Source organism: Streptomyces sp. NPDC048603 (assembly GCF_043199475.1).
Classification (GTDB): domain Bacteria; phylum Actinomycetota; class Actinomycetes; order Streptomycetales; family Streptomycetaceae; genus Streptomyces.
On record NZ_JBICVY010000005.1, the window covers coordinates 66,319 to 87,461 of the forward strand.

At 74.3% G+C, this 21,143-nt stretch carries 13 protein-coding genes; 5 read left to right on the top strand and 8 right to left on the bottom strand.

Going from position 1 to position 21,143, the window contains the following annotated elements; genetic code table 11:
- Position 1: 1 nt before the first annotated feature.
- The 3 genes from ACGFQ9_RS13175 to ACGFQ9_RS13185 all read right to left on the bottom strand — a co-directional run bounded on the left by ACGFQ9_RS13175 (position 2) and on the right by ACGFQ9_RS13185 (position 6,470).
- On the bottom strand, positions 2 to 1,150 hold the full coding sequence (locus ACGFQ9_RS13175) for a trypsin-like peptidase domain-containing protein (RefSeq protein WP_393573840.1): 1,149 nt from the start codon (positions 1,148 to 1,150) through the stop codon (positions 2 to 4).
- Positions 1,147 to 5,475, bottom strand: coding sequence for a hypothetical protein (locus ACGFQ9_RS13180; RefSeq protein ID WP_393573841.1), 4,329 nt, complete (start codon positions 5,473 to 5,475; stop codon positions 1,147 to 1,149). The genes ACGFQ9_RS13175 and ACGFQ9_RS13180 overlap by 4 nt, the downstream gene beginning before the upstream one ends.
- A 122-nt stretch (positions 5,476 to 5,597) precedes the next feature.
- Positions 5,598 to 6,470, bottom strand: coding sequence for a DNA/RNA non-specific endonuclease (locus tag ACGFQ9_RS13185; RefSeq protein WP_393573842.1), 873 nt, complete (start codon positions 6,468 to 6,470; stop codon positions 5,598 to 5,600).
- Positions 6,471 to 6,613: 143 nt separating this feature from the next.
- Here ACGFQ9_RS13185 and ACGFQ9_RS13190 point away from each other — a divergent pair, with 143 nt between their 5' ends.
- From ACGFQ9_RS13190 to ACGFQ9_RS13200, 3 genes are all read left to right on the top strand, one after another.
- Positions 6,614 to 7,459 (top strand): caspase family protein, encoded by an 846-nt coding sequence (locus ACGFQ9_RS13190; RefSeq protein WP_393573843.1) that lies wholly within the window; start codon positions 6,614 to 6,616, stop codon positions 7,457 to 7,459.
- A 445-nt stretch (positions 7,460 to 7,904) separates the two neighbouring features.
- Positions 7,905 to 9,071: an exonuclease SbcCD subunit D gene (locus ACGFQ9_RS13195; protein WP_393573844.1), complete on the top strand. Its 1,167-nt coding sequence runs from the start codon at positions 7,905 to 7,907 to the stop codon at positions 9,069 to 9,071.
- Positions 9,068 to 12,082 (top strand): AAA family ATPase, encoded by a 3,015-nt coding sequence (locus tag ACGFQ9_RS13200; protein WP_393573845.1) that lies wholly within the window; start codon positions 9,068 to 9,070, stop codon positions 12,080 to 12,082. The genes ACGFQ9_RS13195 and ACGFQ9_RS13200 overlap by 4 nt, the downstream gene beginning before the upstream one ends.
- Positions 12,083 to 12,105: 23 nt before the next feature.
- Here the strand turns inward: ACGFQ9_RS13200 and ACGFQ9_RS13205 are convergent, their stop codons facing one another.
- Positions 12,106 to 12,552, bottom strand: a complete 447-nt coding sequence (locus tag ACGFQ9_RS13205; RefSeq protein WP_393573846.1) for an Lrp/AsnC family transcriptional regulator — start codon at positions 12,550 to 12,552, stop codon at positions 12,106 to 12,108.
- Between the two features lie 94 nt (positions 12,553 to 12,646).
- Between ACGFQ9_RS13205 and ACGFQ9_RS13210 the strand changes: the two genes are divergently transcribed.
- Positions 12,647 to 13,177, top strand: a complete 531-nt coding sequence (locus ACGFQ9_RS13210) for a rhodanese-like domain-containing protein (protein WP_393573847.1) — start codon at positions 12,647 to 12,649, stop codon at positions 13,175 to 13,177.
- A 246-nt stretch (positions 13,178 to 13,423) separates the two neighbouring features.
- Here the strand turns inward: ACGFQ9_RS13210 and ACGFQ9_RS13215 are convergent, their stop codons facing one another.
- From ACGFQ9_RS13215 to ACGFQ9_RS13225, 3 genes are all read right to left on the bottom strand, one after another.
- Positions 13,424 to 15,124: a DUF885 domain-containing protein gene (locus ACGFQ9_RS13215; protein WP_393573848.1), complete on the bottom strand. Its 1,701-nt coding sequence runs from the start codon at positions 15,122 to 15,124 to the stop codon at positions 13,424 to 13,426.
- Between the two features lie 158 nt (positions 15,125 to 15,282).
- Positions 15,283 to 16,701 carry a GNAT family N-acetyltransferase gene (locus ACGFQ9_RS13220; protein WP_393573849.1) on the bottom strand — a complete coding sequence of 473 codons (1,419 nt, stop codon included), beginning with the start codon at positions 16,699 to 16,701 and terminating at the stop codon, positions 15,283 to 15,285.
- 133 nt (positions 16,702 to 16,834) lie between these two features.
- On the bottom strand, positions 16,835 to 18,520 hold the full coding sequence (locus ACGFQ9_RS13225; RefSeq protein ID WP_393573850.1) for an alkaline phosphatase D family protein: 1,686 nt from the start codon (positions 18,518 to 18,520) through the stop codon (positions 16,835 to 16,837).
- Positions 18,521 to 18,940: 420 nt separating this feature from the next.
- Between ACGFQ9_RS13225 and ACGFQ9_RS13230 the strand changes: the two genes are divergently transcribed.
- Complete coding sequence (locus tag ACGFQ9_RS13230) at positions 18,941 to 19,708, top strand: GntR family transcriptional regulator (RefSeq protein ID WP_393573851.1); 768 nt, start codon at positions 18,941 to 18,943, stop codon at positions 19,706 to 19,708.
- Between the two features lie 199 nt (positions 19,709 to 19,907).
- Here ACGFQ9_RS13230 and ACGFQ9_RS13235 read toward each other — a convergent pair whose 3' ends face one another.
- Positions 19,908 to 21,065, bottom strand: a complete 1,158-nt coding sequence (locus ACGFQ9_RS13235) for an ROK family transcriptional regulator (RefSeq protein ID WP_393573852.1) — start codon at positions 21,063 to 21,065, stop codon at positions 19,908 to 19,910.
- Positions 21,066 to 21,143 lie beyond the last annotated feature (78 nt).

Genomic DNA, 21,143 nt, shown 5'->3' on the forward strand with positions numbered 1-21,143 from the left:
GTCATGTCCGCGCCAGGGTGGCCTGGGCCGCCGTGATCTCGGTGTGCACCTGCGGGGCCTTCTCCTGCAGGTGCCGCATGATCGCGCCGATCTGGGTGCCCACGTTCACGAACGCGGTGCTCTTGCCCTGGAAGCTGACGTCGGAGACCCGGCGGGTGCCCCGGTGCAGGGCCACCACCGTCCAGTCGTCCGTGAGCACCGGCGAACCGGAGGAGCCGCCCCGGGTGTCGGTGAAGTACTTGAGGTCCCGGTCGTCGGCCTCGAAGACCAGGTTGTTGCGCAGCGCGATGCGCTTCGGCTCGCCGCCCGGGTGCTGGATGATGTTGACCGCGACCGGCAGGTCCGGGGTCACCCGCAGCGGCTCGGTGGCGATCCGCAGGAAGGGTCGCGGCGGTGCGCCGGCGGCCAGCCGCAGGATAGCGAAGTCCAGCTCCTCGTCGGAGGCGACGAGTTCGCCCGCGCCGACCTCCCCGTCGGTGTCCAGGTCCTCCTCGGTCAGGTAGTCGAAGCGGGACCGGGAGTTGACCGCCTGGAGCAGCAGGTCTGCCGGGTCCGCGACCGGGCGTTCGTCGGCGGTGCGCTTGCGCGCGTTGACCACGTGGTGGTTCGTCACCAGCAGATCGGGCGTGATCATCCAGCCGGTGCCGTTGTGCGGCAGGGCGAGCGGCTGGAGCAGGGCGCCTCCCTGGTACGGCAGCACCTTGATGCGCGCGACGGAGGTGCCGGCGCGGGCACCGCCGCCGAGGAAGTCGAAGGGGACGGTGTCGTCCCGGAACACGATCTCCTCCTTGGTCTCCCCGGTGGGCAGGTCGGGCGCGACGTCGGGCTCGCCGGCGGAGTTCCGGGCCACCCGGTCCAGGGCGCCCTGGAAGAGGTCGCGGGCGGCGGCTTCGGTGAGCTGGTCCACGGCGTTGCGCAGCCACCGGTCCAGCGGAACGCTGCCGTCGATCAGCCGCTCCACCTGGTTCATCGCGTTGAGGTCGGAGAGGACCTGCTGACCGGGAGCCGGGTACTGCGGCAGTGCCGCGCGGTACTTGGGCAGGATCCCGGCGAAGAGGAGCTGACGGGTCATCGGGTCGGCAAGGCCCTGCTCCACGGCGGTGTCCCGCAGGCGGAGCACCTCGTCCTGGGACAGATAGGTGTCGGTCATGTCCGCTCCTCCTCGGTCCCCGCCGTACCGCCGACCGCCCGGCTGATCTCCCCGGCCCGCCCCGGGGGCGGGCCCGCCGGGGAGCCCATGCTCATCGCCGCGGCCACGCCCGCGGCCAGCCACCCGCTGCCGGAGTCCAGGGCCGGCAGCCGCCGGGCCAGTTCGTCGAGCGTGCCCAGACGCTGGGCGTCCTGCAGGCGGCCCGCGATCCCGGTGTGGGTGTGTGTCCGCCCGGCCGCCGTCCGCGGGTCCTGCGGGGCGGCGTTCGCCAGCAGGGCGCCCAGTGCGTCCCGCAGCCCCGGCTGCTCGGCGACGGCACGCTCGATCGCCAGGGCGAGGGCCAGCAGCACCCGCTGATCGGCCGGGGGCAGACCCACGACGTCCACGGCGCGCTCCAGCGCCTGCGGGTGGTCGCGGTAGACCTCGGCGGCCGCCGCCCGTACCAGTGCGGGCTGGCGGGCGAGGTCCGCGTCGGGGAGCCGGTGCAGCCGGTCGGCGAGCCGGTCGTCCGCCCCGGCATCGGGGACCGCGCCGGTCGCGGCGCCCGTTCCCGTACCGGTTCCGGTGCCAGGACCGGCTTCGGCACCCGCTCCCGTGGCGCCACCGGCGCTCCGTCCCGCAGTGCCACCGGCGCCCGGTCCCGTACCGCCGCCGGAATCCGTATCGGCGACGTCGGCACCGCCGGAGCCGAGGTGGGCGCGTGCGAACAGCGCGCCCAGGGCCTCCAGGCCCTCGCCCAGCCCGGTCGCGACCTCCTCGGCCTCGGCGAGGTCCTCGGCCGCGGCCGCCAGGTCGCCGTCCGCCTCCGCGAGCCGCGCCGACAGCTGGAGCAGTTCCAGCCGGAGCCGGGGGAAGCCCGCCGCCTCGGCGCGGTCCAGGGCCTCCTCGGCGGCCGCCCTGGCCTCCGTACGGCGGCCCAGCCGGTCCAGGGTCTCCACCCAGAGCGGGTGCAGGGGGCTGCCGGCCGTCCACGGCCGGCGCTGGGCGAGCCGGGTCGCGGCCTGTTCCGCGTACCCCTGGTCCAGCAGGTCCGCCACCTCCTGGGCGGCGATCCGCTCCCAGTCCTCCTGGTCGGCCTCCCGGAGCACCTCGTCCGGGGTGTGCCCGACGAGGTGCCCGCCCAGGTAGGCGGCGGACCGCCCCGCCATGTCCTGCTCGGCCCCCTCCAGGTACCGCTCCAGCCCCGGCAGCCAGCGCTGTTCCACCTCGCGCGGGTTCTGGTTGAGGCGCAGCCGGTGGTAGATCTCCTCGGCCCGGTCCTCCAGGCCCTCCCGGGCCGAGTGGTAGGCGACGGCCCGCTGGGCGACGGCCCCCATGAGGTCCGCACGGGCCCGGGTGGCCAGCCGCAGCATGATGGCGCGCAGGTCACCGCGGTGGCGTACGGAGCCGGGTCCGGCGGGCTCCACCAGGCCCTCCCGGGCCAGCAGGCCGAAGAGCGCGCGGGCCTCGTCGTCGGATTCCACGACCAGCCCGCACGGTACGGCGAGCACCTCGCGGATCAGCTCGGGGGTGATGCTCCGCAGCGCGAGGCCCGCCTCGGCCAGCGCGCGGACCCGGGCGTCCCCGATCCGGTCGAGGATCCGTTCGTACAGGGTGCCCTGGACGAGCAGCTGGTCGACGGCGCGGAAGAACCGCCGACGCCGATCGGGCAGGCTGTCGATCAGCTGCCGCAGTGACGCGGTGCCGTCGCCCGACTGCTCGGCGGCCTTGGCGGCGAGCTTCAGGCTCAGCGGGTGGCCGCCGACCCGGGCGGCCAGTTCCGCGGCCAGCCCGTGGTCGGAGATGCCGCAGGCGATCAGCAGGGCCGCCGAGGCCGGCGGGTCGAGTTCGCCCAGCTCGATGGTGATCGGCTGCACCACCCGGGCCGGATGCTCGGCGAGGACCCGGCCGGACACGAGGACACGCAGCCGTGGATGCGCCTCCTGCAGGGCGGACCAGATGGCCCAGAACCGGCCGAGTACCGGAGAGCCCCGGTACTGGGCCTCCTCGAAGGAGTCGATGACGATGACCAGCGGAGGCTGGGGTTCCCCGGACGGGATCCCGACCGACTTGACGACCAGCGTGGCCAGCCGTCCGGCCAGCTCCGCCTCCCGCACCGACACCCGGCGGTGCAGCCCGGACGAGGAGGAACGGCCCAGCGTGGCCCGGGTGGTGGAGAGCTGTCCGAGGTCCTCGACGGCGGTCTGCGCGGCCTGGTGGGTGCCGGCCGTCTCCTCGCACTCGCGGGCCAGGGCGTCGTACGCCTCCCGGTGGTCGGGGTACTGGATGCCGAGCTGCCGGGCCATCTCCGCGACCAGGGTGGCCGGTTCGTGCACGGAGAGGGTGGGCCGCTCGAAGTCGATGTACGCGAAGGGGAACCCGGAGGGGAAGTCCTGGAGGCTGTCCAGCAGGAACTTGGCGAGCAGGGTGCTCTTGCCCATGCCGCCGGGGCCGTGGAGCACCAACGGTGGGGTCGGGCCGGATCCGGCGCCCGGCGCGCCGCCGTCCGCCGGTACGGGGCCCCCGCCGGGTCCGTCGCCCTCCGGGGGTGCCACGGGCGGGGGCGGGAGGTCGGTGGGGATCCCGATGTACCCGCGCAGCACGGCCAGTTCGGCGGCGCGGCCCTGGAAGGGGTCCTGCACCAGTCGTCGCAGGGGCTGCAGCAGGCGGGCCCGTTCCAGCAGCCGCTGGACGGTCGGCGCGTCCGGGATCCGCTTGAGCCCCTTGATCTGAGCGAGCCACAGCACGGTCTGGAGCGTGAACGGCAGCTCGTCGGCGCCCTGCCGGGGCAGGTCGGGCAGCGCGCCGCTGAGGTAGGCCAGGGCCGTGCGTTCGATGCCCGGTCCGGGCGGCACCTGGTCCAGGTTGGCGAGCAGGGCGAAGCGGGCCGGGGCCGGGCCGGGGAGGCTGCGCAGAGTCAGGTCGCGGACGTCCGGCTTGAGCGTCCAGCTGACGGTGGCCAGGTTGCCGCCGCCCTGGCAGTCGTCGACCAGCTCCGTCACGGCCCGTCCGGTGGGTTCCTCCTCGCCGGGCAGCCGCAGCCGCGCCGGGTCGAAGTGGGTGAACAGGCAGGCCGCCTCGCGATAGGCGATCCGCAGGTCGGAGAGCGGAGGCGGCTCCGGTGCGCCGGCCGCGGCGGACAGCCGCTCGCGCAGCCGGGCGGCGAACCCGTCCGGGGCCGCCGGGGCCGGGGAGCCCTCCGGGGCGGGGGCGGGGGCGGGAGTGCGGTACAGCCGGACCGCCGTCTCGGCCGCGGCGCGCACCTTGTGCATGTAGCTGTCCGGTCCGGGCGCCTCGGCCGCCCCGAGCACGGCCGGGACGACGGCCTCCACCAGCGCGCCGATGCGCTGTCCGTCGGGCGGCGGCCCGCCGTCGGGCGGCGGGGTCTCCCCGAAGAACTCCCGGAAGAACTGGCGGAGGTCGTCGGGCGTGACCGCCCGCGCCGTGTCCCGGACCTCGTTGTTGCGTATCTCGTCGGGGAGTTGCCGCATGGTGTCGGAGTAGCCGAGCAGTACCAGGCGCGGCACCCCCTCCCGGTCCCCGGCGTACTCGTACACGGCCTCGGCGAGTTTTCCGATGCAGTCCCAGACGTCGGAGTTGATGTCGAGCCGGTCGCAGTCGTCCAGGACGAACCAGAACTGCTCCTCGGCGGCGGTGGCCTGCGTGACGATGCGGTGGACGGCCTTCTGCACCATGGGCAGTGGATCGTTCAACTGTGTGGGATTCAACGGTGAGGTGCCGGTGCGCGGGTCGGTCACGTACTCGGCGAGCCAGTGGACCACCTGGTCGGCCGTGGAGGTCCGGTTGAGGGTGACCCGCACCGGCCGGAAGCCGTTGTGGGCGCCGAGGTGGCGGATGAGGTTGTACGTGTGGGAACGCCCGCTGTCCGGGGCGCCGTCCACCACCAGGACCGTCCGGTACGGGTCCTCGGCGAACTCCTTGAGCCGCTTCCGCAGGTCCAGCCGGTCGATGAAGACCTCGGCCCCGTTCTTCAGGACACCCGCCAGGTAGGGGTCGCGGGAGGAAACGTGCAGCTCGACGGCGGCGGCCAGTTCGGCCCGGTACTGCTCGAGCATTTCGTTGTCGCCGAGCAGCGAGGTCAGCGAGCCCACCCGGGTCAGCGCGTCCAGCACCTCGCGCTGGGTGGCGAGGCCCCTGTTGCGCGCGGCCCGGATCAGGGCGGCGGCCTCGTAGTCGGCCGCACCGCTCTCCCCGAAGGGGACGGATGCGACGAACACCTTGTCGAGCCCGAGGCCGATGAGCGTCAACTGGGGGGATCCCATGACGAACACGTGGTCCCGGAACCAGTCCCTGACGACGTCCCATTGCGTATTGGTGAGCGGCATAGCGCACCTGCACAGCCGCCGCTGCTTCGGCGGCGGTACGGACTGTCTGACACAGTCATGGTTTCACCCGCCCCGTCCGGCTGCAACGCGGCCGGACGGGGGCCCGGTCCGCCGGGTGGGGTCTACGTGCGCAGGACCATGTCCTCGTAGGACTCCAGTTTCTTCCACCGTTCGGCGGGCGCCCGGGTGACGGGCATCAGGTCGGCGGCGGGCAGCGGACCGAAGTCCAGTCCGGTGAGTTCGACGATGTCGGTGACCGGCACCTGGAAGGTGCGGAACGGCCCGAGCGGCGGCGGGCCGCCGGGCTTCGCGCCCGCCATGGCCCGCTCGTGGTCGCGGGTGAGGTCGGGGCTCTGGTCCAGGATGTAGCCGGTGGCGGCCAGGCCGCCGTCCTGCAGGAAGGCGGCCACCTTCCAGAACCGCAGGGGGACCTGGATGCCGCGGTAGGGCGGGTCGGAGTCGTGCAGCACCGGTCCGGTCATCACGGTCAGCTTGCGGTCGAACTGGGCGGCGTGGTCGAGGAGATGGTTCTCCAGACCCTGCCAGAGCTGCTTCCCCTGGTTGAACACGTCGGCCTGCGGGGCGGCGTTGGTGTAGTGGAAGGTGTCGGCGTTGGCGAGGTGGGCCTCCGCGGAGGCGCCCCAGACCGGGTCGAGGCGGCGCACCAGGTGGCCGCGGTCCAGGGAGTTGTTGCGGTAGACGTCGTTGCCGCTCTGCTGGGACTCCGGTACCCGGGGGTCGAAGTTCCAGGCGTCGTCGCGGGGTACGTCCTCCAGGAGCCGCGCGCCGTCGATGCAGACGGCGGTGGAGGCGGCGAGCCGGCGGTCTGGGCGGAGCACGACGGTGAAGTGCGTGTAGGGCAGGACCACCGTCTCGACGTCCGGGGAGGCGGGCACCGGCAGCGGGACGACCGGCCCGAGGAAGGCCTCGTCGTAGCCGGTGCGGCCGCCGAGGGCGTCCACACGGGCCTCGGGAGGCGTATCAATTGCGTTCATATGATGGAAGTACCGCGCAGGGCGGGGCATTCACGGCGCGGTGCGACCGGCCACCCGAACAGCGGGCCTCCCTGATTCGGACGGCGGCGGACGCGGAACCCATGTTGTCGATCCCGCCCTTCCCCCTGCCCCGAGGAGTCACCGTGCCCACTGGCCTGTCCATCCACGTCGGTCTCAACAAGGTCGACCCGAAGAAGTACGACGGCTGGGACGGCAAGCTCCTGGCCTGCGAGAACGACGCACGCGACATGGCGGAGGTCGCCCGCGCCAACGGCTTCTCCGACACCGTGATCCTGACCGCCGACGGCACCGTCGAGAACATCACCGCCGCCCTGCGCGAGGCCGCGGGCCGGCTGGGCACCGGGGACATGCTGCTGTTCACCTACTCGGGCCACGGCGGCCAGATGGACGACCTGGCCGGCGACGACGACGAGGCCGACCGGCAGGACGAGACCCTGGTCTTCTACGACCGCCAGTTCCTCGACGACGAGCTGCACCGCGAGCTCCAGCGCTTCGAGCAGGACATCCGGATCGTCGTGGTGCTGGACTGCTGCCACAGCGGCACCAGCATCGAGTCGCTCCAGGCGATGCTCCGGCCCGAGGCACTGGAGTCCCAGTTCCAGACCCGCGACCCGGCCCGGATCGAGATCACCTCGCGGCTGATGCCCGAGTTCAAGCAGGCCGAGATCTTCGCCCGGGACCGGGACTTCTACGAGGGCCTGCAGCGCGAGCTCAGGAACGGCAACGGAGGGCCCGCGCAGAACGCCGTACTGATCGGGGCCTGCCAGGACAACCAGCTCGCCTCCGACGGCCAGGTCAACGGACTGTTCACCGAGCAGCTCCTCAAGGTGTGGCAGAAGGGTGCCTTCCGCGGCGACTACCGCGCCTTCCACCGCGACATCCAGAAGCGCATGCCGGCCATCCAGAGCCCGAACCTCTACACGACCGGGCGCCCCACCTTCCTCGAGCAGAAGCCCTTCACCATCTGACCTACGCTCGAGGGGACGGGGGACCGCCGGCCGCTCCCGTTCGCGGAGGTCCGATGCGAGAGCTCACGCACGCCACCGCCGTGCCCGTGCCCGTGGCCGTCCCCTGGCGTTCCTGCTGCTGACCGCAGGACTGCTCTTCGGCGGGCCGCCTCCGCCCCGCCGACGGTCGCCCCGCCGGCCGCCGCCGCTCCCGGCGACTGCGAGCAGGGCTACGTCCACCGCGGCGCGTTCCGGCCCGCTGGACCTGGTGTGCGTGTCACCCGCGAGCCGGGACCAGGCCCGGCGCGACAACGCCGCCGCGATCTCCCGGCTGGAGGGCTACCGCTGACCCGTGCGCGTTACTGTGGTGGGTGCTGCCAGCCGCACCCACCACCGGGCCGTGCGGTGGGCCCGGAGGTCGAGGAGCGGAACACATGCAGGTCGGGGCGGGGACTGGGGTGCGCGCGTGAGGTTCCTGCACACCTCCGACTGGCACCTCGGCCGGTCCTTCCACCGGGTCGGCCTGCTCGACGCCCAGGCCGCCTTCATCGACCACCTGATCGACACCGTGCGCGAGCGCGAGGCCGACGCCGTCCTCGTCGCCGGCGACGTCTACGACCGGGCCGTGCCCCCGCTGCCCGCCGTCGAGCTCTACGACCGCGCCCTGCACCGGCTCGCCGACCTCGGCGTGCCCACGGTGATGATCTCCGGCAACCACGACTCCGCGCGCCGCCTCGGCGTCGGCGCCGGCCTCATCGGCCGGGCCGGCATCCACCTGCGCACCGACCCGGCCGGCTGCGCCGACCCCGTGGTCCTGGCCGACGTACACGGCGAGGTCGCCTTCTACGGCCTGCCGTACCTGGAGCCGGCCCTGGTCAAGGACCGGTTCGCGGTCGACCGGGTCAGCCACGAGGCCGTCCTCGGCGCCGCGATGGAGACCGTCCGGGCCGACCTCGCCGGGCGCCCGGCCGGCACCCGCTCCGTGGTCCTCGCTCACGCCTTCGTCACCGGCGGCCTGGCCAGCGACAGCGAACGCGACATCGCCGTGGGCGGGGTCGAGGCCGTCCCGGAGAGCGTCTTCCAGGGGGTGGACTACGCCGCCCTCGGACACCTGCACGGCTGCCAGACGATCGGCGAACGGGTCCGCTATTCCGGATCCCCGCTCGCCTACTCCTTCTCCGAGGCGGACCACCGCAAGACCATGTGGCTGGTCGACCTCGGACCGGCCGGCGAGATCACCGCGGAACGCGTCGACACCCCGGTGCCCCGGCCGCTGGCCCGGATCCGCGGCCGTCTGGAACAGCTGCTCGACGACCCCGCCCTCGAACGGCACCGGGACTCCTGGGTCGAGGCCACCCTCACCGACCCGGTCCGCCCCGAGGACCCGATGGCCAGGATCACCGCCCGCTTCCCGCACGCCCTCAGCCTGGTCTTCGACCCCGAGGACCGCCCGGAGGACGGCACCGCCTCCTACGCCCAGCGCCTGCGGGGCCGCACCGACCAGCAGATCGCCGAGGACTTCGTCGCCCACGTCCGCGGCGGCGGCCTGCCCGACGAGGCCGAGCGGGCCGTGCTCCGCGACGCCTTCGACACCGTCCGTACCGACGCCGCCCTGACGGAGACCGGCCGATGAGGCTGCACCGGCTCCAGGTCACCGCCTTCGGCCCGTTCGCCCGGCCCCAGGAGATCGACTTCGACGCCCTCTCCGGCGCCGGGATCTTCCTTCTCCACGGCCCCACCGGCGCCGGCAAGACCTCCGTCCTCGACGCCGTCTGCTACGCCCTCTACGGGTCCGTGCCCGGCCCCCGCCAGGCCCCAGGCACCAGCCTGCGCAGCCACCACGCCGAATCCGGCACCCCCACCGAGGTCACCCTCGAGCTCACCGTCGGCGGCCGCCGCCTGGAGCTCACCCGGCGTCCCGAACAGGACCGCCCCAAGAAGCGAGGCACCGGCACCACCAAGGACAAGGCACAGTCCTGGCTGCGCGAGCACACCTCGGAGCACGGCTGGCAGCCGCTCTCCCGCTCCCACCAGGAGATCGGCGAGGAGATCGAGCAGCTGCTCGGCATGAGCCGGGAGCAGTTCTGCCAGGTGGTGCTGCTGCCCCAGGGCGACTTCGCCCGGTTCCTGCGCGCCGACGCCGAAGCCCGCGGCCGCCTGCTGGGACGGCTGTTCGACACCCGCCGGTTCGCCGCCGTCGAAACCCTGCTCGCCGACCGCCGCCGGGCCGCCGAGGCCAGGGTGCGGGCCGGGGACGAGAAGGTACTGGCCACCGCCCAGCGGCTGGCCCAGGCCGCCGGGGACTCCGCCGACCTGCGGGACTGGCCGCTGCCCGACCTGGCTCCCGGCGACCCCGGACTGGCGGGGGCCTTCCGCTCCTGGGCGGCCGTCGCCCGCAGCGGGGCCCGCGAACGGCTGACCGTCGCCGAATACGCCCTCGCCGCAGCCGAGGGCCGGCACGCCGCCGCCCGCCGCACCGCCGACGAGACCCGCGAACTCGACCGGCTGCAGCGCCGGCACGCCGAGACCCTCACCCGCGCCGCCGCCCTGGAGGCCGCCGCACCCGAACGCGACCGGGTCCGCGCCCGCCTGGACCGGGCCCGCCGCGCCGACCAGGTCCGGCCCGCCCTCCGGCTGCGCGAGGCCGCGGCCGACGCCGTCCGCACCGCCACCCGGGCCGAGACCGACGCCCGCGCGAGGCTGCCGCACACCCTGGCCGAGGCCGGCACCGAGCAGCTGGGCGTCCTGGAGCAGCGGCTGCGCGAGGACCTCGGCGCCCTCGGCGCCGCCCACCGCGACGAGCAGCGCAGCGCCGAGATCGGCCGCGAGCGCGCCACCCTGGACCGGGAGGCCCGGGCGGACGGGGAGCTGCTCCACGAGGACGCCGAGTGGCTGGCCCGCTGGGACACCACCCGCGCCGCCCTGCAGGGCCGGGCCGACACCGCCCAGCAGGCCGCCACCCTCGCCGAACAGCTGGCCGGCGCCCTCGAACCGGCCAGGCTGCGGCTGGACGCCGCCCGGCGCCGCGACACCCTCGCCGACCGCGCCGCCACGGCCGCCGCCGACCTGCTCGCCGTACGGGAGGAGTCCGGGGCGGCGCGGGAACGCTGGCTGGAGCTCAAGGAGGCCCGGCTCCGCGGGATCGCAGCGGAACTGGCCGAGGCCCTGGTCACCGGCGAACCCTGCACCGTGTGCGGCTCGGCGGAACACCCCGCACCCGCCCGTCCGGCCCCCGGCCACGTGGACCGGGCCGCGGAGGACGCCGCCCACGCCCGCTACGAGCGGGCCGAGGAACGGCGGGCCGAGGGGGAGCGCACGCTGGCCGCCGTACGCCAGGCCGGGGCCGAGGCGGCGGCCGCCGCGGGGGAGGCCGGGACGGCCGAACTGCTGGCCCGCACCCGGGAGCTGACGGCCCGCCACGCCGAAGCGCACGCCACCGCCGGCGGACTGCACGCGGCCCGGGAGGCCCTCGCCGCCGCCGAACGCGAGCACACGGCCCGCAGCGAGAACGTACGGCGGGCCGAGCGGCAGGCCGCCGCCCGGGCCTCCCGCCGGGAAGCGCTGGAAGCGGAACAGGAAGCCCTGGAGGCCGGACTGCGGCTGGTCCGGGGGGACGCCGGCAGCGTCGCCGAACGCGCCCGCACCCTGGAGACCAGGGTCCGCCTGGTGGCCTCCGCAGCGGAGGCCCTGCGCCGGGCCGAAGCGGCCGCACAGCGCCTGAAGGAGGCCGACGACCAGCTCGCCGACGCTGTCTTCAAGGCCGGCTTCGACACCACGGGACAGGCCGCCGAGGCGCTGCTCCCCGAGGACGAACGCGCCGCGCTGCAACGCCGGACGGATGCCTGGCAGGCCGAAGAGGCCCTGCTCGCCGACCGGTTCGCCGAGGCGGACGCGGCGGCCGCGGCCGGGAAGGAACCCGCGGACCCGGCCGGGGCCGCCGCCCGCGCCGACCGGGCCGCGGCCCTGCTGCGCGCCGCCGGTTCGGCCTGCGACGCGGCCCGGGTCCGCTGCGCCGAACTCGACCGGCTGTCCCGGCAGGCCGAGGCGGACCTGCGGGCCATCGGCCCGCTGCGCGAGGCCTACGACCGGGTGGCCCGCCTGGCGGCGCTGACCGCCGGCACCTCCGCCGACAACGAGCGGAAGATGAGGCTGGAGTCGTACGTGCTCGCCGCCCGGCTGGAGCAGGTCGCGGCGGCCGCCTCGGTGCGGCTGCTGCGCATGTCCGGGGGGCGGTACACCTTCGTCCACTCCGCCGCCCGGGCCAGCGGCCGGGGACGCTCCGGGCTGGGGCTGCACGTGGTGGACGCCTGGACCGGACTGGAACGGGACACCGCCACGCTGTCCGGCGGCGAGACCTTCTTCGCCTCGCTCGCGCTGGCCCTGGGCCTGGCCGACGTGGTCACCGACGAGGCCGGCGGGACGCGGCTGGACACCCTCTTCATCGACGAGGGCTTCGGCAGCCTGGACGACCAGGCCCTGGACGAGGTGCTCGACGTGCTGGACTCGCTGCGGGAACGCGACCGCAGCGTCGGCATCGTGAGCCATGTGGCCGACCTGCGCAGCCGGGTCCAGACCCAGCTGGAGGTCGTCAAGCAGCGCGGCGGCTCGGTGGTCCGGCACCGGACCGGCGGCGTCACCGGCTGAGCGGTGTCACGGGCTGAGCGGCGTCACGGGCTGAGCGGCCGGCGGGGGAGGGGCGAGGAGTAGACGATGCTGGTGGTGACCGGTCCGAGGCCGGCGATCCGGCCGGTGATCTCCTCCAGGTGCCCCATCGAACGGGCGGCGACCTTCAGCACGAAGCAGTCGTCGCCGGTGACGTGGTGCGCCTCCAGGATCTCGGTGGTGGTGTCGAGCAGGTCGTGGAACGGCTTGTAGTTGCCGTGCGGATAGCGCAGCCGGACCAGGGCCAGGATGGACTTGCCGAGCTTCTCGGGGTCGACCACCGCGGTGTAGCCGGTGATCACCCCGGCCTCCTCCAGCCGGCGGACCCGCTCGGTGACGGCGCTCGCGGACATCGAGACGGCACGGGCGAGCTCGGCGAAGCCGGCTCGGCCGTTCTGCTGCAGGGCTTCGAGGATGCGCCAGTCGGTGGCGTCCGGGGAATAGCCGGTCATGTCCGCCATGCTGCCGGGTAATCCCCGGTCCAACAAGTGATACGCCGGGGAAAGTCGCTTCCCGGGGTGGATCATGGCCCGTAGATTTCTGGCCATGACCACCACCGAGGCTGTGAACACCACACAGGGCTCCGCGCCCGCCGCTCCCGTCAACCCCGTGCTGCGCGTGCCGCCGGCCGCACCGGCCGCCGCGGCCGCGTACTTCGCCGCGAGCCTCGCCTTCCACGCGGACGTGTCCGATGTCGCCGCCGCCTTCAAGGCCCACCGCGAGCAGGGCGCCGAACTCGGCTTCCAGCTGGTCGACTCGCGCTCTACGGCCTCCTGGGACCAGGCCCACGTGCCCGGCGCGATCCACCTGCCCACCGCGCTCGTCCCGGAGCAGGCCGAGCGGCTGCTGGACAAGGACGTGCCGGTGGTGACGTACTGCTGGGGCCCCGGCTGCAACGGCGGCGCGCGCTCCGCGCTGGCGCTGGCCGAACTCGGCTACCAGGTCAAGGAGATGCTCGGCGGCATCGAGTACTGGATCCGCGAGGGCTTCGAGGTGGAGACCTGGCAGGGCCCCGCGCGGCGCGCCGAGGCGGACCCGCTGACCGCGCCGGTCGACTCCGACGACTGCGGCTGCTGACCGCCGAGCCGGCGCAGTCGGCCGGCGTACGCGGACGGCCGGCGTACGCGGGCACGCGGACGGGCACGCGGACGGGCGCAACGGACGGGCACGTGGACGGGCCGCCCGCTCCGCGGGGGGAGCGGGCGGCCCGTCCGTCGTCACGTCCGCCGCACCGGGGCGGGAGCCGCGAGCCCGGCCGGTCCGGAGCCCGGCAGGTCAGGGGGTCCGGCCGGTCGGGGTCCGGCCGGTCGGGGTCCGGCCGGTTCAGAGCCGGGACAGCTCGTCCACCAGGTCGTCCAGGCCCAGCGAGCCCTGGGACAGCGCCGCCATGTGCCACGCCTTCAGGTCGAAGGACTCTCCGTGCGCGGCCTTCGCGTTGTCGCGGCCCAGCAGCCAGGCCCGCTCGCCCAGCTTGTAGCCGATGGCCTGGCCCGGCATGGACAGGTAGCGGATCAGCTCGCTCGCGACGAAGTCCGCGGGGCGCCCGCTGTGCAGGCCGAAGAACTCCTCCGCGAGCTCCGGGGTCCAGCGCTCGCCCGGGTGGTACGGCGAGTCGGCCGGGATCTCCAGGCCCAGGTGCATGCCGATGTCCACGATGACCCGGCAGGCCCGCATCATCTGGCAGTCCAGGTAACCGAGCCGCTGTTCGGCGTCCTCGAGGTAGCCGAGCTCGTCCATCAGCCGCTCCGCGTACAGCGCCCAGCCCTCGGCGTTGGCGCTGACGATGCCGACGGTCGCTTGGTAGCGGGACAGCCGGTCGGCCACGTGCGTCCACTGCGCCAGCTGCAGGTGGTGGCCCGGAACACCCTCGTGGTACCAGGTCGACACCAGGTCGTAGACCGGGAACCGGGTCTGGCCCATGGTCGGCAGCCAGGTCCGGCCGGGGCGGGAGAAGTCCTCCGAGGGGGAGGTGTAGTACGGGGCCGCGGCACCGCCGGGCGGGGCGATCCGGGACTCCACCTTCCGGACCCGCTCGGCGAGTTCGAAGTGCGTGCCGTCGAGCTTCTCGATGGCCTCGTCCATGATGCCCTGCAGCCACGCCCGGACCTCGTCGACGCCCTCGATGTGGGTGCCGTGCTCGTCCAGGTGCTTCAGTGCCTCCCAGGGGGTGGCCCCGGGAAGGATCTTCGCGGCCTCGGCCTTCATCTCGGCCAGCAGCCGGTGGTACTCGGACCAGCCGTACGCGTACGCCTCGTCCAGGTCCAGGTCCGTGCCGTTGAAGTAGCGCGACCAGCGGGCGTACCGCTCCCGGCCCACGGTATCGGGCTTCCCGGCGACCGCGGGCTCGTACACGTCGCGCATCCAGTCGCGCAGCCCGGCCAGCGCGGTGGTGGCGGCGGCGGCGGCCGCGTCGAGCGCGTCCCGCTGCGACTTCGGGCCGTCCGCCGCGAAGGCGGTGAAGAAGCCGGGCTCGTCGCCGTCCTCGCCGGCCCAGCCCGTCAGCTGCTCGATGAAGGTGGCGGTGGGGCGCGGACCACCGTACAGGCCCTTGGACACACCCAGTTCGAGGCAGGCGCGGTAGCCGTCCAGGGCGGCCGGGACGGCGCGCAGGCGTTCCACGACGGCGGCCCAGTCCTCGTCGGTGTCCGTGGGGGTCAGCGTGAACACCTCCCGCACCGAGTGCACGGGGGAGTGGATGTTGCTGACCGCGCACAGGTCCTCATCGGCTTCGTGCACCGCGAGTTCGGCCGTCAGACGCTCGCGCAGGAGCCGGGCGCAGCGTCGTTCGGCGTCGCTGTCGGCACCCGGGAGCAGCTCGGCGGCGTCCAGCCGCGCGAGCGTCGCGCGTGCCAGGTCGGCTACGGCCGCACGGCCTGCCGGGGAGAAGTCGGGCAGCCGGCCGGAGCTGCCGGCGTCACCCAGGAAGGTGCCGGTGATCGGGTCGAGGGCGATCAGGGCGTCGACGTACGCGTCGGCTACCTGGCGCGGCAACTGGTGGTCCTGCTGAGGGGTGGTGTCTGACATGTGGACATCTTCGTACGGAGGACCAGCTTCCGTCACTACCGTTCCCGCTCAGCGGCATGACGGCGACCGCCCCGCGGCCGCCCCGGGAGTCGGGACGGTGGCGGGGCGGCGGTGAGGCGGCGGTGAGGGGGCCGGGGAGGCCGGGGGAGGCCGGGGGCTCAGAGCTCCCGGGGCCGCGGGAGCTCGCCCGGGACCGCGCGCGGGAGTTCGTACGTGAGCCGGGACCGGACCGGGGTGGCGTCGAGCCGGGCGGTGATCACCAGGGTGCCCTCCTCGATCTGGTAGTCGAGGGGCAGTCCGAGGCCCCGCATGGCCGCCACCATGCCGGTGTTGGAGGCCTGGGTGACGGCGTACACGCTGTCGCACCCGGCCTCCACGGCCATCGCGACGAGCCGGCGCAGGAGTTCGGATCCTATGCCGCGGCGCTGCCAGTCGTCCTCGATGAGCAGGGCGACCTCGGTCTCGTCGCCGTCCCAGAGCAGGTGGCCGAGGGCGACCAGCCTGCCGGAGGCCGTGGTGGCGGCCAGGGTGCGGCCGAACCGGGGGCTGAGCAGGTGGCTCAGATACCGGTCGGCGTCGGCGACCGGGCCGTGGTAGCGCAGCCCGAGGGTGCGCTCGGAGCACCGCTCGTGCATGGCGACGGCGGCCGCGAGGTCGGTGGAGTCGGCCCGGCGCACGGTGATCTCGTTGCCCTCGGGCAGGGTCAGTACGTCCCGGCTCCGCGGTACGCGCTGGCCGAGGCGGGCGTCGAGCTCGACGAGGGCGCGGGCCCGGGCGAACTCGGTGGGGGTGAAGGGCAGGTAGGGGCGTTCCACCGTGATGGCGCCCCCGGCGGGGTCGCGCAGCCGCATCACGGTGGCCTCCAGGACGCCCTCGACGGGGGCGTCGGCGGCACTGTTCGGGCGGCCCGAGAGGGTGGTCGCGGGAATCGAGTGGATGGTGCAGCGGCCGAGCAGGTGGCGCAGCGCGAGGGGGAGTTCGGCCGCGTCGAGGGCGGTCCGGGTGGCCAGGCCGAGCACCCGGGTGGGGGTGTCGACGAGGTCGTGCGCGTCGGCCCGCTCGATCCACGTGCTGTGTCCGCCGGCCGAGGCCACGGCCCGGACGATCCCGGCCGAGGGCAGTTCCTGCGGGGTGCGCAGCAGGAACTCGTCGACGGTGCCGCCCTCGGGGAGCGGGTGCGTCTGGAGCGCCAGGATGTCCACCCGGTGCGCGGCGAGGGCGGTGCACAGCGCGGCCAGGCTGCCCGGCTCGTCCCGCACGGTCGTCCGCATCCGCCACAGGGTGGTGGCGGACGCGGGGGCGGCCGTGGGGACGGCGGTATCGGACGGCGCGGTCGGCGGGGGCGGCGGCGCGTGGCTGTGCCGGCGTGCCCACCAGGTGTGGAAGGCGGCCGTGACCAGGAGGGCGACGGCCGAGGCGATCAGCAGGAACGGGCCCTCGGGACCGTGCGCGACGAGGTTGGCGATGGCGTCGGCCACCGCGACGGCGCAGAACAGGGCGGCCAGTTCGACGACGTCGCGGCGCCAGTGGTGCTGTCGGCGGTGCGAGTGAGGAGTGTGCGTGATGTGATCAGTCATGCGCACCACTCTGGCGAAGCGGTGTTGCGTGATCACGAATGATGTGTGACCGCGCGGTTAAGGATCCCAATGGCCGATTTCGTCCGCTTTTCCTGAGGGGACGTTCCGCTCACCGCGTGCGGTGGCCTCCGGGTCACTGGCCGACACGGCCGGGCTGGAGGGTCCGTGAGAAGAGTACGCCGACTCCCTCGCCGCGCAACCGCACCGTGAGCTCACCGCTGTCGCCGTCGATGTCCACCTCTCCGTAGTACGGAGGGTTCTCCGCCGGGGACAGGTTGGGCAGCGGGGCCGACCGTACGAACTCCTGGCGCGGGCCGAAGGTGCCGTCGAGCGGGCCGTGCGGGAAGCCGCCGGCTCCCACCGGACCGGAGACGAACTCCCAGAACGGCGCGAAGTCGGAGAAGGCGGCCCGCTCCGGCGCGTAGTGGTTGGCCGCGGTGTAGTGGACGTCGGCGGTCAGCCACACCGTGCCGGTGATGCGCCGGTGCTTGACGAACCGCAGCAGGTCGGCGATCTGCAGCTCGCGCCCGAGCGGGGTGCCCGGGTCGCCCTGGGCCACCGCCTCGAAGTCGGTTGCCCCGTCGGGGACCACGATGCCCAGCGGCATGTCGGCGGCGATGACCTTCCAGGTGGCCCGGGAACGGGCCAGCTCGCGCTTGAGCCAGGCCAGTTGCCCGGCGCCGAGGATGCCGACCGGGTCGTCGGTCTGGCGGTTCGGCGAGTTGGCGTTGCGGTGCGTGCGCATGTCGAGCACGAACACGTCGAGCAGCGGACCGTGCTGGACCAGGCGGTACATCCGGCCCTCGGCGTCGCCCGGGCCTCCGGCGTACCCGCCGGATCCCGGGTAGCCGGAGTGACCGGTGCGTCCGGAGCGGCCGAGGTCGGTGACCGGGAAGTACTCGCCGAAGGCCTGCAGCGCCCGGGCGGCGAGCACGTCCACCTCCTTGACCGTGTAACGCGGGTCGTCCAGCAGCTGGCCCGGGTACCAGTTGTTGCGCACCTCGTGGTCGTCCCACTGGGCGACCACCGGGACCTGGGCGTTGAAGGCCCGCAGGTTGTGGTCGAGCAGGTTGTAGCGGAAGTTCCCGCGGAACTCGGCGAGGGTCTCGGCGACCTTGGCCTTCTCCTCCGTGGTGACGTTCCGCCACACGGTGCCGTCGCGCAGCGGGACCTCCGGCCGGATCGGGCCGTCGGAGTAGACCGTGTCCCCGCTGAACAGGAAGAAGTCGGGGGAGAGTCGCCGCATCTCCTCGAAGACGCGGTATCCGCCGCGGTCGGGGTTGATGCCCCAGCCCTGGCCGGCCAGGTCGCCGGACCACAGGAAGCGCACCCCCGAGCGGCGGGTGACGGGGGTGGTGCGGAAGGTGCCGTGGACGGGCTCGCCCGCGCGGCGGGGGTCGTCGGGGTCGGCCAGCAGCACCCGGTAGTGGATCTGCCGCCCGGGCGGCAGGCCGTGCAGGGTGGTGATGCCGGTGAAGTCGGTGCCCGGGCCGAGGAAGGGGCCCGGGTGGTGGCGCACGCCGTAGCGGAAGGACTCGCTCGGCGAGGTCTCCACGGACATCCGGGCGGGCCGGTCGGAGCGCGTCCAGACCACGGCCGAGAACGGGGTGATCTCGCCGGACTGGACGCCCCAGGGAGCGCCCGGGCGGCCCGAGCGGGTGAAGGCGGGCGCGCCGCCCGGTGCCGGCCCGGGCGCGGCGGCGGCCGCTGCCGCCGCCGTGGATCCGGACGAGGCGCGTGCCGCAGGGGTGCCGGGGAGGGCGAGCACGGCGGACGCGGCGAGGGAGCCGCGGAACAGGGACCGGCGGGTGTGCGGCATCGTTGCGCCTCCAGGGGCTGGGGTGACCGGGCGGACCGTGGGTGCGGGGTCGGGCCAGTGTGCCGCCGCACTTCCGCCCGGCCGCGTCAACGACGCGAACCGCCGGTGAACAGCGGACGGCGGCGTCGGCCGGGCCGTCGGCCGGGGCGTCGGCCGGGCATCCGCCGGGGCGCCCCGGCGGGGCGGGGCAGCGGGCAGGGCGTCGTGGCGACCGCGAACATCCCGTGAACGGCTTGATACGTATGCCCGATGTGCCCGGTCCAGGCGTGAGGATTGGTCTTGACCAAGGTGGTGTGCCGCCCTATGGTCACAGGGATAGTGCAGGAACCTTTAATAAACAAAGGCGCGAAACCACGGCATCGAGCTGCCGCTGGAACAACGGCGATTGCAGCGCATGCGGCGAACGCAGGAGGAGTCAGGGTGGGGACGACGCAGCTCGAGACGGTGCCGGAGCCGAAGTACTGGCACCTCAAGACCGTGCTCAGCGAGGCGCTCGATCAGGACTTCGCGGTGGGCGAGGTCCTGCCGAACGAGCGCGAGCTCGCCGCCCGCTTCGGTGTCGCCCGCGCCACCCTCCGGCAGGCCCTGGAGCAGCTGGAGCTGGAAGGCCGGCTGCAGCGCCGCCGCGGCGTCGGCACCACCGTCGCCCCGCCGCGCGTCGGCGTGGACGTCGGCACCGCCCGGCAGAACTGGCCCGGCGAGACCGCCGACGGATGGCAGCTGGTGACCGCCACCGAGGACCGTCCAGGCGTCGCCGTCGCCAAGCTCCTCGGCGCCTCCGCCGACCTGCCCGTTCACACCGTGCGCCGCACCCGGATCAGCCACGGCCAGGCCGTCGCCGCGGAACTGCTGTACGTGCCGGCCGCCTCGGTGCCCGGTCTCTCCGCCATCGACGCGCCGTCCGGGCCGGCCCGTGCCCGTGCCGTGCTCCGTGAGCTCCAGCGGCTCGAACTGGAGGGCCAGGACCGCTCGGTGGAGCTCGGCTCGGCCCGCGCCGACGACGCCAGGGAACTGGACCGGCTGCCCGGCGCCCCCGTGCTCGTCGTCACCACCCGCTACATCGCCTCCGGCGGCACGGCGGCGGTCTCGGTCGCCACGTACCGCGCCGACACCTGCCGGCTGACCTTCGGGGACTCGGGCGACATGGAGATCCGCCACGAGGCGGAGGCGGAGCGCGTCGCCTCCTGAGCCCCGGCCCGGTGTGGGCAGGCGTCCCGCAGGGCGGGACGGCTGGGCACAGCGGGACACCACCCCGCAGGGACCGCGCAGCGTGTACGGTCACCGCCGCTCCGGCGGTGGCCGCGTACCCGCGCCGAAGCCGTGCCCGGGTCCGGCGGATCCGGGGCAGCGGGAGCCACGGCAGGGCACGAAGAGCCGGCGCGGCCGGTCAGCGGCGGCGGGCCGTCACCGTCTTCTCGACCGCGAACAGTTCCTCCTCGGCCTGGTCGAGGGCAAGCCGCAGCGCACCGGTCGCCACCGCCGCCTCACCCAGCATCGACAGCGTCACCCGGGGCGGCCGCAGGCAGTACCGGGCGAGTTCCCGGCGCAGCGGCTCCAGTACGTCGTCCAGGCCGGCCGCCCAGCCGCCGACCACCACCAGCTCCGGATCGATCGCCAGCACCAGCGCGGCCACGTCGTGCACCAGGCGCTGCACGAACCGGTCCAGCGCGGCCACCGCCTGCTCGTCGCCGCGCCGGGCCATCGCGAAGACCTCCGCGACGGCCTGCTCGTCCAGCGGGTGCAAAGGCTCCCCGGTCGTGGACAGCAGCTTCTCCGGCGATGCCTCGCGGCCCAGCAGGTGCAGTGCGCCGATCTCGCCGGCCGCCCCGCCGAACCCCCGGTGCAGCCGGCCGCCGATCAGTGAGCCGGCTCCCGGGCTCAGCCCCGCCATCACGAACACGATGTCGTCGGTGTCCCGCGCGGACCCCTTCCAGTGCTCGCCGACCGCCGCCGCGTTCGCGTCGTTCTCGACCTGCACCGGGCACCGGAACGAACGTCTGAGCCGGTCCCCGAGCGGCAGCCCGGTCCACCCCGGCAGCGCCGTGCCCAGCCGCACCGTGCCGTCCGCCTCCACGATCCCCGGACTGGCGACCCCCACCGCGCGCAGCGAGTCCCGGGGCACCCCGGCCCGGCGCAGCAGGTCGGCGACCGTCGCCCGGACCTTCTCCAGCCGCTCGTCGGCGGAGGCGGTCTCGGAGACCTCCTTGGTGCCGGCCCCGATCACCCGCCCGTCCAGCCCGGACAGCAGCGCGGCGATGCGGTGCGAGCCGATCTCGATGCCCAGCAGATGGCCGGCCTCCGCCCGGAACCGGAACCGGCGGGCCGGCCGGCCCTGTCGGCGCGCGCCTTCCTCGACGGCGGCCTCGACGACCAGCCCGGTGCCGATGAGGCCCTCCACGACCCCCTCCACGGTCGGCCGGGACAGACCGGTCAGCCGGGTCAGGTCGGTGAGGGTGGGCGATCCTGCCGCGCGCAGCGCGCGCAGCACCACGGCGGAGTTGATCCGTCTGAGCAGAGAGGGATCCCCGCCGGTCAGCTGCCCCAACGTGTGTCCTCCCAGCTAGCGCGCCTGTCAGCCGGATCGTACTGCGCCCCCGGAGGGACGGCGAGAACGAGGGGGGTA

Excerpts from the sequence above, each read along its gene's own strand:
- ACGFQ9_RS13175 (WP_393573840.1), bottom strand. The coding sequence starts at position 1,150 with ATGACCGACACCTATCTGTCCCAGGACGAGGTGCTCCGCCTGCGGGAC.
- ACGFQ9_RS13180 (WP_393573841.1), bottom strand. The coding sequence starts at position 5,475 with ATGCCGCTCACCAATACGCAATGGGACGTCGTCAGGGACTGGTTCCGG.
- ACGFQ9_RS13185 (WP_393573842.1), bottom strand. The coding sequence starts at position 6,470 with ATGAACGCAATTGATACGCCTCCCGAGGCCCGTGTGGACGCCCTCGGC.
- ACGFQ9_RS13200 (WP_393573845.1), top strand. The coding sequence starts at position 9,068 with ATGAGGCTGCACCGGCTCCAGGTCACCGCCTTCGGCCCGTTCGCCCGG.
- ACGFQ9_RS13205 (WP_393573846.1), bottom strand. The coding sequence starts at position 12,552 with ATGACCGGCTATTCCCCGGACGCCACCGACTGGCGCATCCTCGAAGCC.
- ACGFQ9_RS13210 (WP_393573847.1), top strand. The coding sequence starts at position 12,647 with ATGACCACCACCGAGGCTGTGAACACCACACAGGGCTCCGCGCCCGCC.
- ACGFQ9_RS13215 (WP_393573848.1), bottom strand. The coding sequence starts at position 15,124 with ATGTCAGACACCACCCCTCAGCAGGACCACCAGTTGCCGCGCCAGGTA.
- ACGFQ9_RS13220 (WP_393573849.1), bottom strand. The coding sequence starts at position 16,701 with ATGACTGATCACATCACGCACACTCCTCACTCGCACCGCCGACAGCAC.
- ACGFQ9_RS13225 (WP_393573850.1), bottom strand. The coding sequence starts at position 18,520 with ATGCCGCACACCCGCCGGTCCCTGTTCCGCGGCTCCCTCGCCGCGTCC.